This is a genomic window from Sphingomonas abietis (assembly GCF_027625475.1).
Taxonomy (GTDB): domain Bacteria; phylum Pseudomonadota; class Alphaproteobacteria; order Sphingomonadales; family Sphingomonadaceae; genus Solisphingomonas; species Solisphingomonas abietis.
On sequence record NZ_CP115174.1, the window covers coordinates 2300507 to 2312419 of the forward strand.

Annotated in this window: 10 protein-coding genes; 2 read left to right on the forward strand and 8 right to left on the reverse strand. The window is 65.8% G+C overall.

What is annotated here, in order from left to right; genetic code table 11:
• The 6 genes from PBT88_RS10980 to PBT88_RS11005 are packed head-to-tail and all read right to left on the reverse strand — an operon-like array spanning position 1 to position 6845.
• Positions 1–822 (reverse strand): HpcH/HpaI aldolase/citrate lyase family protein, encoded by an 822-nt coding sequence (locus PBT88_RS10980; RefSeq protein WP_270075387.1) that lies wholly within the window; start codon positions 820–822, stop codon positions 1–3.
• Positions 812–1960, reverse strand: a complete 1149-nt coding sequence (locus PBT88_RS10985; protein ID WP_270075388.1) for a CaiB/BaiF CoA transferase family protein — start codon at positions 1958–1960, stop codon at positions 812–814. Before PBT88_RS10985 ends, PBT88_RS10980 begins: the two co-directional genes overlap by 11 nt.
• Before the next feature lie 55 nt (positions 1961–2015).
• The gene (locus tag PBT88_RS10990) at positions 2016–3473 is read right to left on the reverse strand and encodes an aldehyde dehydrogenase family protein (protein ID WP_270075389.1); all 1458 of its coding nucleotides are present in this window, start codon (positions 3471–3473) and stop codon (positions 2016–2018) included.
• Positions 3474–3489: 16 nt separating this feature from the next.
• Positions 3490–4596: an NAD(P)-dependent alcohol dehydrogenase gene (locus PBT88_RS10995; RefSeq protein WP_270075390.1), complete on the reverse strand. Its 1107-nt coding sequence runs from the start codon at positions 4594–4596 to the stop codon at positions 3490–3492.
• A 10-nt stretch (positions 4597–4606) separates the two neighbouring features.
• Positions 4607–5365: an SDR family oxidoreductase gene (locus tag PBT88_RS11000; RefSeq protein WP_270075391.1), complete on the reverse strand. Its 759-nt coding sequence runs from the start codon at positions 5363–5365 to the stop codon at positions 4607–4609.
• A gap of 31 nt (positions 5366–5396) precedes the next feature.
• Positions 5397–6845 carry an aldehyde dehydrogenase family protein gene (locus PBT88_RS11005; RefSeq protein ID WP_270075392.1) on the reverse strand — a complete coding sequence of 483 codons (1449 nt, stop codon included), beginning with the start codon at positions 6843–6845 and terminating at the stop codon, positions 5397–5399.
• Positions 6846–7330: 485 nt separating this feature from the next.
• On the opposite strand from PBT88_RS11005, the gene PBT88_RS11010 reads away from it, so the two are divergent.
• Positions 7331–8191, forward strand: coding sequence for a LysR family transcriptional regulator (locus PBT88_RS11010; RefSeq protein WP_270075393.1), 861 nt, complete (start codon positions 7331–7333; stop codon positions 8189–8191).
• A 7-nt stretch (positions 8192–8198) separates the two neighbouring features.
• Here the strand turns inward: PBT88_RS11010 and PBT88_RS11015 are convergent, their stop codons facing one another.
• Both PBT88_RS11015 and PBT88_RS11020 read right to left on the reverse strand, forming a co-directional pair.
• A complete protein-coding gene (locus PBT88_RS11015) occupies positions 8199–9911 on the reverse strand; it encodes a GMC family oxidoreductase (RefSeq protein ID WP_270075394.1) in 1713 nt (570 codons plus the stop codon).
• Positions 9912–9933: 22 nt separating this feature from the next.
• Positions 9934–10824: a transporter gene (locus tag PBT88_RS11020; protein WP_270075395.1), complete on the reverse strand. Its 891-nt coding sequence runs from the start codon at positions 10822–10824 to the stop codon at positions 9934–9936.
• A gap of 132 nt (positions 10825–10956) precedes the next feature.
• On the opposite strand from PBT88_RS11020, the gene PBT88_RS11025 reads away from it, so the two are divergent.
• On the forward strand, positions 10957–11898 hold the full coding sequence (locus PBT88_RS11025; protein ID WP_270075396.1) for a LysR substrate-binding domain-containing protein: 942 nt from the start codon (positions 10957–10959) through the stop codon (positions 11896–11898).
• The last annotated feature ends 15 nt before the right edge of the window (positions 11899–11913 follow it).

The window sequence follows — 11913 nt, forward strand, 5'->3', positions numbered from 1 at the left end:
CTATAGCGATTTCGCGTCGGCGAGCAGGCGCTGCGCCTTGGCGACGAGCGGCTTGTCCACCATCTGCCCATCGAGCGCCACCGCCGCACCGCCGGAAGCCCGATCGGCCTCGATAATCCGCATTGCGCGCGCGATATCCTCGGCGCTCGGCGCCAGCGCTTGGCGCACGGCGGCCAGCTGGGCGGGATGGATGCAGAGCTTTGCGCCGAATCCGCGCGTTCGGGCGAGCTGCATCGCGTCTTGGACGAGCGCCGGATCCTTGAACCCGACGGTCACGCCGTCGATCGGCGAACTCAGGCCGGCGGCGCGCGACGCGACGACAAATTGCGTCCCGATCGTGACCAGAACCTCGTCGGATGTCGTGTCGAGGTCGAGCGCCAGGTCGATCGTGCCGAACGCCAGACGAACGACGCCGGATCGGCGGGCGATGGCCTGGATGTCGGCGACGCCGGCTGCGCTCTCGATCAGCGCGACGACAGGACTCATCGCCGCCACGCGATCGAGCGCCGATCCCACCTCGGCCTTCGGGAGCATGATCCCGAGCAGGCCAGAACAGGCCGACAGTGCGAGATCCTCCTCGAACCAGTCGCTGCCGCTCGCATTGATCCGGACGACGGCGCTGTTTCCCGCGCGGAGCCAGTCGCCGACGGCGTTGCGCGCCACATCCTTGGCCGCCGGTGTGACCGCATCTTCGAGATCGAGGATCACGATATCGGCCCCCGACGCGACCGCCTTGTCGAAGCGATCGGGCCTGTCGCCGGGTACGAAGAGGAAGGTGCGCGCGGCCGAGATGCGCGCCGATGCGCCGGATTCAGGCGACATGCGCGGCGGCTTCGGCGAGGCCCAGCTCCTTGAGGATCGCGTCGGTATGCGATCCGAGCGCGGGGATCGCGTCCATCCGCGCCGCGGTCTGCCCCGGTGGGAGCAAGGCGGGCACCGATCCGACCGGCGTTTCGACGTCGACCCAGCGATTGCGGGCGACGAGCTGGGGATGATGCCACAGGCCCGCCATGTCGTTGACGCTGGCGTTGGCGATCTTCGCCCTGTCGAGCCGCGCGATCACGGTGTCGCGATCGAGCGTGCCGAACACCCGCGCGATCAGAGCGCCGAGCTCGGCGCGGTTGGCCGAGCGCAGCGTATTGGTGACGAAGCGGGGATCGGTGGCGATCGCCGGATCCTCGAGAACGACCTGGCAGAAGGAGGCCCATTCGCGCTCGTTCTGAATGCCGAGCATGACGTCACCGTCGGCCGCCGGGAACGGCCCATAGGGAAAGATGGTGGCATGGCTGGCGCCGACGCGCGGTGCCTGCGGCGCGCCGTCATAGGCGTAGTACATCGGGAAGCTCATCCATTCGGCCATCGCCTCCAGCATCGAGACGTCGATATGCTTGCCGAGGCCGGTCTGCCCGCGCTCGATCAGCGCGGCGAGGATGTTCGAATAGGCGTACATGCCCGCCGCGATGTCGGCGATCGAGCAGCCGGCCTTGGCCATCTCATGCTCGGTTCCGGTCACCGACAGGAAGCCGCTCTCGCTCTGGATGAGCAGGTCGTAGGCCTTGCGGTCGCGATGCGGGCCGTCCTGGCCGTAGCCCGATATCTCGCAGACGATGAGCGCGGGATGCTTCTGTTTCAGGGTCTCGTAATCGAACCCCATCCGCGCGGTGGCGCCGGGTGCGAGATTTTGCACGAGCACGTCCGCCTTGGCGACCAGCCGGTTCAGCGCCTCGCGGCCGAGGTCGCTCTTGAGATCGAGCGCGAGGCTCTCCTTCGAGCGGTTGGTCCATACGAAATGCGACGACAGGCCGTCGACCCGCTCGTCATAACCGCGCGCGAAATCGCCCACGTCGGGTCGCTCGACCTTGATGACCCGCGCGCCGAGATCCGCGAGCTGGCGCGTCGCGAACGGCGCCGCGATCGCATGCTCCAGGCTGACGACGGTGATACCTTCCAGAGGCCGCATATCTTCTCCCTTCCCCCTAGGGAAAACCGGGGCGGCGATCGCCGCCCCCGGCCGATCATTTGTGGAACATCAGCGTCTTGGTGTTGGTGAACTCGGCCAAGCCCTCATGCCCGTTCTCGACCCCCATGCCCGACTGCTTGTGGCCGCCGAACGGGATGTCGATGCCGTGGATGTGGATCTCGTTGACCCACACCGTGCCGGTCTCGAGCCGCTTGGCGACCGCGATGGCCGCCTCGCGATCACGGCCCCAGACTGATCCGGCGAGCCCGTAGATCGTGGCATTGGCCTTTTCGACCACCTCGTCGACCGTATCGAAGGCGATGATCGGCAGGATCGGCCCGAACGGCTCTTCCTGCACGATGCGGCTGTCTTCGGGCGGATTGTCGACGATGGTGACGGGCACGAAATTGCCCGCAAGGCTCTCATCGATCGTGCCACCAAGCGGCACCTTGTAGCCCTGCGCCTTGGTGTCGGCGAACAGATCCTTCAGCTTGTCATATTGCATGCGGTTCTGGATCGGGCCGAGATCGGTGTTGGGATCCATGCCGTCACCGACGGTCTGCTGGCGCCCGAAGGCGACGAACGCCTCGACGAAAGCGGCATGGATGTCGCGATGGACGTAGAGCCGCTTGGAGGCGATGCACCACTGGCCGGAATTGCCGAACGCTGCCCAGAACAAAGTCGGGATCAGCGGCTCCCAATCGGCATCGGCGAGCACGATCGCGGCGTCGTTGCCCCCCAGTTCCAGCGTCACGCGCTTGAGCGTGCCGGCGCCCGATGCCATCACGCGCTTGCCGGTCGCGGTCGAGCCGGTGAAGCTGATTTTCGCGATGTCGGCATGTTCGGTCAGCTGCTGGCCGAGATCGTTGCCGCCCGACACGACGCTGAACACGCCAGCGGGAAACACGGTCTGCGCGATCTCGCCGAAGCGCAGGGTGCAGAGCGGCGTGTAGGGCGATGGCTTCATCACCATGGTGTTGCCCGTGACGAGGCAGGGCGCGACCTTCCACAGGCCGAGCAGGACGGGGAAGTTCCAGGGCGTGATCGCGCCGACGACGCCGAGCGGCGTGTGATGGACCTCGACGACATGATCGGCGGTATCTTCCAGCATCTCGATCGGCAAACGACGCTTGGCGACTTCGCGGACCCAGAAGATCGCGGCCTCGACCTCGCCCTTCGCCATCGAATGGCGTGGCTTACCCTGCTCCATGGTAAGCAGGGTGATCAGCTCTTCCTTGTGGGCCTCGAGCGCGTCGGCATAGGCCTCGACCAGCGCGCCGCGCTCGTCCCAGCTCAGCGCCGCCCATTTCGGGAAGGCGGCCTTGGCCGCGGCGATCGCCGCTTCCATATGCTCGGCCGTGCCCTCGGGTGCCTTGGCGAACACCGCGTTGGTCGCGGGATTGAGGACGTCGAAACTCTTGTTGGTCTCGACCATCCTGCCGTTGATGGTCAGCGCATAGGGGCCGTCGAAGTCGATCTTGGCGGCGGGCTTGAGTGCAGATGCCACGGTCATTTCATCTTCTCCGTTTTCAATGGGGACGCACGATGGGCTTCAGGACGCGCCCGGATTCGGAATCCGCGATGGCCTGATTGATGTCGGCGAGGTCGTAGAAGCGGACGAGCTTGTCGAAGGGGAATTTGCCCAGCCGCCACAGCTCGATCAGCTGAGGAATGAATATCTGGGGCACGCTATCGCCCTCGATGATGCCGCGGATCGTGCGGCCGAACAGCAGCGTGTTCATGTCGATGCTCGCCCGCACCCCCATCGCGGCCGCGCCGACCAGGCCGCAGGTGCCGGGAATGCGCAACGCGTCGACGGCCTGCACGAGCACCTTGTCGTTGCCGGTGCATTCCAGCGTGAAGTCGACCCCGCCGGTCTCGCTGATTTCGCGGATCCGCTCGACCGCGTCTTCCTTGCCGCCATTGATGACGTGGGTCGCGCCCAGCTCCCTGGCGAGCGTCAGACGATCGTCGTGGAGATCGATCATGATGATCTTCGCGCACCCGATCGCGGCGGCGGCCATCGCGGCGGACAGCCCGACCGAACCCGCGCCGAAGATCGCGATGCTCGACGCCGCATGCGGCTTGAGCGCATTGAGCACCGCGCCCGCGCCGGTCGAGACGCCGCAGCCGAGTGGCCCCATCAGTTCGAGCGGCACGTCCTTGCGGATCTTGATCGCGTTGCGCTCGGTCGCCATCGCGAAGGTGCCGAAGCTCGATTGCGCGAAGAAGGCGCTGCCCAGCGGATGGTCGTGCGCGTCGCAGATCGCCTGCGACCCGTCCATCCGCGCACCCTTGAAGTTGCGGTCGTAGAATTCCGCGCAATAGCCGGGCGCGCCCGACTTGCAGGCGTTGCAGGCGCCGCAATGGCCGAAGGCGAGGACGACGTGATCGCCGGGCGCGAGGGTCTTGACGTCGGCACCGACCTGTTCGACCACGCCTGCGCCCTCGTGCCCGAGCACCAGCGGGAGCGGCACCGGATAGCCCTGATCGCGCACCACCATGTCGGTGTGGCAGACGCCGGTGCCGACGATGCGCACGACGACTTCGTCGTGCCGGGGGGCGGCGAGTTTTACGTCCTCGATGACGAGCGGGCCGGCCTTGTCCCGGACCACCGCTGCTTTGCCTTCGAACATGATGCGCTCCTCAGATCACGCGGCCGCCGTCGACGGGGAGTTCGACCCCGGTGATGAACTCGGACGTGGCGAGATAGACGGCGGCGTCGGCGACATCGTCGGGCTCGCAGAACCGCCCCAGCGGGATCGACGACAGGAATTTGGCGCGGTTGTCCGGGGTATCCGGCATGCCCATGAAATCTTCGAGCATGCCGGTGACGCCCATCACCGGGCAGATCACGTTGACGCGGATCTTCCAGGGCGCCAGCTCGACCGCGAGCGACTTGGACAGCATGTTGGTCGCGCCCTTCGACCCGTTATACCAGGTCAGGCCGGGACGCGGGCGGATGCCGGCCACCGAGCCGACGTTGAGCATCACGCCGCCGCCATGATCGCGCATCATCGGCACGGCGGCCTGCACCATATGGTAGATCGCCTTGATGTTGACGTTGAGGATGCGATCGAAGGTCGCCTCGTCGACGTTCAGCAGCGGCTGGTTCTTGTGCGTGTAGCCGGCATTGTTGACGATGATGTCCGGCACGCCGAACGCCTCGACGGTCGCGGCGAGCGCCGCATCGATGTCGGCGCGCGAGGTCACGTCGGCGCGCACGCCGATCGCCCTCTCCACTCCAGTCGCCGCGCCGATCGCATCGGCGACCGCGTTGGCCTTCTCCTCGTTGAGGTCGACGATCACCACCTTGGCGCCGAGCCCGGCATAGCGATGCGCGATGGCTTCCCCGAAGCCGCTGGCGGCGCCCGTGATCAGAGCGACCTTGCCCGTCAAATCCATGTCCGAAATCCTCTCCTGAAGAAGCCGGCGATCAACCGTGGTTGATCACCATCGTTTTGGTCTTGCTGAAATCGTGGAGGGCAGCGAAGCCCTTCTCGCGACCATGGCCGCTCTTGCCCGAACCGCCGAATGGCAGCTCGATGCCGGCGCCCGCGCCGTAGCAGTTCACGAACACCTGGCCCGAGCGGATGCGCTTGACGAGCCGCATCTGGCGGGCGCCGTCGCGGGTCCAGACCGCCGCGACGAGACCATAGTCGGTGGCGTTGGCGAGGCGCACCGCGTCGGCCTCGTCCTCGAACGGCAGCACGGTGAGAACCGGGCCGAACACCTCCTCGGAGGCGATGACATTGGCCCTCGGCACGGGGCCGAAGACGGTCGGCTTCACATAATAGCCGTCGGCCGCAATGCCGTCGGCGAGTTGCCCCTCGGCGAGCACCGCGATGCCGTCCTCGCGCGCCCGATCGATGAAGCCCTGCACGCGCTTCTGCTGCTTGGCGGTGATGATCGGGCCGCAATCCAAATCCATCTCGGGGCTGCCGACGCGCACCTTGGCGAAGGCGTCAGCGAGGCGCGCCGCGAACTTGTCGTAGATCGCCTTCTCGACCAGCACGCGGCTGCCGGCCGAGCAGGTCTGGCCGCTGTTCTGGATGATCGCCTTGACGATGACGGGGATCGCCGCGTCGAGGTCGGCGTCGGCGAACACGAGATGCGGCGACTTGCCGCCGAGCTCGAGCGTGCAGCTGATATAATGGTCCGCGCACAATTTCTGGATGATCTGGCCGACCTCAGGCGATCCGGTGAACGACATGAAGTCGACGCCGTGGTGCGAGGCGAGCGCCGCGCCGGCGGTATGGCCCTTGCCGGTGACGACGTTGATCGAGCCTTCGGGGAAACCCGCTTCGGCCGCCAGCTCGACCAGCCGCAGCGACGACGCGCAGGCATCCTCGGCGGGCTTCAGGACGGTCGCATTGCCCACTGCCAGCGACGGCGCGAGCGTGCGGCCGAACATCTGCGCCGGGTAGTTCCAAGGCAGGATATGGCCGGTCACGCCATGCGGCTCGTGCAGCACGCCGACATGATAGCCGTTGAGATAGGGGATGACCTCGCCGTGGAGCTTGTCGGCGGCGCCGCCGTAAAATTCGAAATAGCGGGCCAGCGCGACGAAGTCGGCATCGGCGACGCTCTTGGGCTTGCCGGTGTCCTTCGCCTCGATCGCCGACAGCTCCGAGGCATTGCCCAGGATCAGTTCTGCGAACCGCGTGAGCATCCGGCCGCGCTCGGTCGCCGTCGTTCGCCCCCAGGCGCCGTCGTCATAAGCCTTGCGCGCAGCGACCACCGCGAGATCGACGTCGGCGATACCGCTGTCGGCGATGCTGCCGAACGGCTTGCCGGTCGCGGGTTCGTAGACGGGCATGGTCGCGCCCTCGACGGGATCGACCCAGGCACCGCCGATGAAGTTTCGCGTGAAGTCGATTTTCATGCCGTCTCTCCTGCTGGGCGCCCGGTGGGAACGAACTGCCGCGCAGTCGGGCTCGGCATCGCCGTTGATCGAAAAAGCCCGGGCAGCATGATGGTCCTCTCTCGTCGGGCGTCTTGGTCGCGCCGTGATGCGCCCGACTTAGGCCCGCCTCGCTATCCGGTCTAATAGCGGTTTGCGCGTATCTTCATTAGATCGAGATATCACGCAGGTGCAGCATCGCAGATGCGGCATTGTCGAATTCCTCTCGCTGCGGGACTTTTGATGCGTTCCCGGAAAACGCGTGCTGCAATGCAAAAATATGAGCCTTTTGGCGGCTCGCGTTAACCGGCTGCTTGTGCGCGCTGCCATGATCGACGGGCGAGGGGATCGCCCTGCGGCGAAAATCGTCAACAGCCGCCGCTCGACATCGGGATCATTCGCCGATTGCATGACATGCGCGATTTCGATTAAATCGGAATATGGAACTGCGACATTTACGCTACGCGTTGGCGATCGCCGAGGAGCGTCATTTCACCCGGGCCGCCAAGGTTCTTGGCATCGGACAACCGCCGCTGAGCCAGCAGATCAAGATCCTCGAGGACGAGCTTGGCGTCCGACTGTTCCACCGCCTCACCCGCGGGGTCGAGCTGACCGAGGCAGGGCGTGCGTTCATGCCGTTGGCGCAGGCCTCTGTCACCGCGGCCGAGCAGGCGGCCTATGCGGCGCAGCGTGCGGCGCGGGGCGAAATCGGCGGCCTCACGATCGGATTTACCAGCTCGGCGTCGTTCAATCCCCTGGTTCCGGGCATCATCGGCCGCTTTCGAGAGAATTTTCCCGGTCTGTCGATCGCGCTGGTCGAACAGACGACGGCGCGCCTGCTGAATAGCCTCGCCGACAACACGCTCGACATCGCCTTCCTGCGTCCGGCGCTGGGGGAGACGGACGATCTCGTGACGCGCCGCCTTCCCGACGAGGCGTTGTGGATCGCGCTGCCCGCGCGGCACCGTTTGGCAGGGCAGGGGTCGCTTGAACTGCTCGAGCTCGCGGGCGAACCCTTCATTCTCTATCCGCGTGCCAATGGCCGGCTGCTCTATGACAGCATCATCGCCGCCTGCCGCAACGCCGGCTTCTCGCCGCGCATCGCGCAGGAGGCGCCGCAGATGGCGTCGACGGTCAATCTGGTCGCAGCGGGCGTCGGTGTCGCGCTGGTGCCGGAATCGATGTGCCAGCTCCACGCACAGGGCGTGACCTATGCGCGGATCGCCGGCGACGGCCCGATGGCTCAACTCGTCGTCGCGCATCGGCGGGAGGGGCCCGTCCCCCCCGCCGTGCGCAACTTCATGAGCGTCCTGTCGTCGAAGACCTGAGCGCCGGTCAGGCGTTGGCGATGAACTTCGCCGCGCGCCAGCCGATCAGGATCGAGGGCGCATTGGTGTTGCAGGTGGTGATCGTCGGCATCACCGAGGCGTCCGCGACGCGCAGCCCCTCGACGCCGTAGACCTTCAGTCTGGGATCGACGACCGCCATCGCATCGGTGCCCATCTTGGCGGTGCCGACCGGGTGGAAATAGGTCGACACCGAATTTTTGAGGAACTCGCGATATTGCGCGGGATTGCTGGCGACCGCCTGGGTGGGCAGCAACTCGGCCTTGCGGATGTCGCGATAGGCGTCGGTATTGCCGATGTCGCGCGCGAGGTTGGTGGCGGCCCGCAGCGCGATGACGTCCTGCTCGACCTGGAGCCAGTTGGGATCGATCAGCGGCACAGCGCGGGGATCGGCCGAGGTAATCGTCACCGCACCGCGCGACTTGGGCCGCATCACGCCGGACAGGATGGCGTAGCCGTTGGTCTGCTGGAGGTTGAGCTCCTTGGTCGCGAACGGCAGGCTGACATAGAGCGCGTTGATGTCGGGCGCCGGCTGATCGGGCGACGACTTCCACCACATATAGACTTCGGAATGGTTGTAGTTGGTCGGCGGCAGCGGCCGCTTCGCCTCGAAGTTGACGCCCGCGCCGAGCACATGGTCCATCAGATTCTGGCCGACGCCCGGCAGGTCTGCGACCACCGGGATGCCGAGCCTGCGGAGCGTCGCGGCGTCGCCGATGCCCGACAGCGTCAGGATTTTGGGCGTCATCACCGCGCCAGCGGAGAGGATCACCTCCTTGCGCGCGCGCACCGTCGTCACCTGGCCGGCATGGAGATATTGGACGCCGACGCAGCGGCCCTTCTCGATCACCAGCTTGAGCACCGGCGCTTCGGTGAGCACGGTGAGCTTGGCGCCCTTCTCCAGCGCGGGGCGCAGGAAGGCGACGTCGGAATTCTGCCGGCGCCCGGCGTAGACTGTCATGTTGACCCACGCCGGCCCCTCGATCGCGGCCGCGTTGAAGTCCGGATTCTCCGCATAGCCGAGCGACTTCGCGCCTTCCATGAACGCACGCGCGCCCTCATGGCCCCTGGTCGGATTTGGCTGGGTGACATGGAGCGGGCCGCCTGCGCCGCGATAGTCGCTCGCGCCCCCCTGCCAATCCTCGAGTGCCTTGTAGTCGGGCAGGACCGACTTCCAGTCCCAACCCAGCGCGCCATTATAGGCCCAGTCGTCATAATCGAGCGGGCTGCCGCGGCCGTAGATCATGCAGTTGACGCTGCTGCACCCGCCCAGGCCCTCGCCGCGCGGATAGGGGATGACGCGGTCGTTGGCGTGGCGTTGCGGGGTGGTCGCATAGCCCTTGGTGAAAGCGGAGGCGAGCGCCTGCGGCCATTGCGACGGATTGTTGATGTCCTCGGCATCGTCCGAGATGCCGCCTTCGAGCACGAGCACGGACGCGCCGGTACGCAGCGCGAGCTGCCCGGCCGCGGTCGCGCCGGCCGAACCGGCACCGATGACGATATAGTCCGCGTCACGGGGCGCTGGTACGCTGCGGGTCGACTTCGCCCAGGCCGGCCCGGCCGCGAGGCCCAGCGCGTTGGCGACCGCAAAGCTTGCACCGGCGGCCATCGCCGACGTCAGGAACGCGCGGCGATCGAAGCGTCCGCGGTTGAGCCCGAGCAGCGCCTGGCCGAGCGCGCCCTCGTCGATATCCTTCGCCATAAACCTCTCCGAATTATCGTTCTTAGAGAATCTGGAGGAGGCGGACTTGGAACCGCATCCCCTCTTTGAAGCCGTTGCGGACGGAAATATCCTTGCCGCCTTGGATCATGATCTGATGATGTGCATCGAGCGACCGGCGCAACGTGCCGAGGAACGACCAGGTATGCGTCGAGTCATTCTGGCCGATGCCGTCCAGCGACGTGTCACCACCCGTCGTGTAGCTGACCCGCATGTTCACTTCGGTCTTGGGATCGAACAGGTAGCGCGCCCAGCCCTGGAACTCGAACATCTTGTGCTGTTTCAGGGGGCCATCCGGCGCTTTGTCATTGTCGCCGTAGAATGTCGCATCGGCGGCGCCTTCCGCGATCCAATGCTTGGTGATCTGCTGCGAGATCACCCCCTGCATTGCCCCTTTCCACCGGTTCTCACCGAGATTGAGGGCGCGCGTCGCCTTATAATTGCCGTCGGGAATGTAGAGATAGGGCGTGATGCCGACATAGGTGCCGCTCTGCGGCTTGTTGACCACCCACAATGTGCTGACCAGGATCGTATCGCCGACACCGCTCGTCGAGCCGAGACTGGCGGTAGAGCCGCTCGCGCGCAGCGATCCGAAGGGCTGGAGGATCTGATAATCGAAGGTCATGCCGGCGACCTTGCCGAAGCCGACATAGCGAAAAATGCCGACGTCGGTATCGAGGCGCGCCTTGTCGTCGATCTTGTGACCGTTCGCCCAGAGTGAGTCGGACGAGGCGTGCTGCATGTAGAGCAGCAGGAGGTTGGTCCCCGGCGGCGCGGGCACATAATCGCCGGCGTCGAACTTCACCGCGACGGCGGGTGCCGCCGCCAGCCCGGCCAGTCCTGCGATGATACCGAATTTCGTGAAAAGACGCCGCGACGTCCAGGCCTTCGCCATTACCCCCTCCATGTTCGCGATATGCGATTGCGTGTCTTGCGTGCACGCTGACATCGCTAAAACCACGGCTTCCGCTTGCGCGATATCGACATTATGCAAAGGGTGTCTTCGCAAGATGCGAAAGGAGGCCTCGTGTCTGATCTGACGTCGCTCAAATTGTTCGTTCGCGCGGCGGAATGTGGAAGCCTCAGCGAGGCCGCGCGGATGTCGAATCTGGCGATCGCCGCGGCCAGCCGCCGCATCGCCAATCTCGAGCATCGCTACAATGTGAAGCTCTTCCAGCGAAGCCGCCAGGGAATGGCGCTGACCGGGGCTGGCCAGGCATGCTTGGCCAACGCGCGCGCGGTTCTCGATCACGCGCAGGCGATGGATGCCGAGATGGCCGATTTTGCCGGCGGCGTGCGCGGCACCGTCCGCGTCCAGACCTGCCCATCGGCGATCATCCAGTTTCTACCCGCCGATCTCGCCGCCTATGCCGACGAACGTCCCGACGTGCGCCTCGATCTCGCCGAGAATGTCAGTAGCGATATCGTCGAGAACCTCATCTCCGAAAAGGGCGATCTCGGGATCATCATCGAGGGTACGCAGACCTATCAGCTGGAAACGCTGCCCTACCGGCATGATCGCCTTGCGCTGCTGGCGCCGCTTGGCACGCTCGGCGATCGCAAGAGCATCCTGTTCGCCGAAGTGCAGGATCGGGATTTCGTCGGCCTCCTGCAGGCGACCGCGCTGACCAGGACATTGATGACGGAGACTGCCAAGGCGGATCGCAAACTCCGCCTGCGCATGCAGGTCCGAAGCTTCGACGGGGTCTGCCGGATGGTCGAAGCCGGGTTCGGACTGGGCGTGTTGCCCGATATCGCCGCACGCGGGTTCGCGCGTTCAATGCGTCTCGACGTGGTGCCGCTCGCCGACGACTGGGCGCACCGCTCGATGCTGATCTGCTTTGCGCAGGGCGCGATGTCGTCGCGGATTACGAAGAGCTTGGCAGAGCATCTCAGTGCCTGCGCGGCCGACGGCATCTCTTCTTATCCTTGGCCGCAGGCTATGAGATCGCCGGTCGATCGAGCCTGATCTGCCAGCGCGTTG

Bases quoted from the DNA above. Each gene is read 5' to 3' on its own strand.
- PBT88_RS10980 (WP_270075387.1), bottom strand. From the start codon at position 822: ATGTCGCCTGAATCCGGCGCATCGGCGCGCATCTCGGCCGCGCGCACC.
- PBT88_RS10985 (WP_270075388.1), bottom strand. From the start codon at position 1,960: ATGCGGCCTCTGGAAGGTATCACCGTCGTCAGCCTGGAGCATGCGATC.
- PBT88_RS10990 (WP_270075389.1), bottom strand. From the start codon at position 3,473: ATGACCGTGGCATCTGCACTCAAGCCCGCCGCCAAGATCGACTTCGAC.
- PBT88_RS10995 (WP_270075390.1), bottom strand. From the start codon at position 4,596: ATGTTCGAAGGCAAAGCAGCGGTGGTCCGGGACAAGGCCGGCCCGCTC.
- PBT88_RS11000 (WP_270075391.1), bottom strand. From the start codon at position 5,365: ATGGATTTGACGGGCAAGGTCGCTCTGATCACGGGCGCCGCCAGCGGC.
- PBT88_RS11005 (WP_270075392.1), bottom strand. From the start codon at position 6,845: ATGAAAATCGACTTCACGCGAAACTTCATCGGCGGTGCCTGGGTCGAT.
- PBT88_RS11015 (WP_270075394.1), bottom strand. From the start codon at position 9,911: ATGGCGAAGGATATCGACGAGGGCGCGCTCGGCCAGGCGCTGCTCGGG.
- PBT88_RS11020 (WP_270075395.1), bottom strand. From the start codon at position 10,824: ATGGCGAAGGCCTGGACGTCGCGGCGTCTTTTCACGAAATTCGGTATC.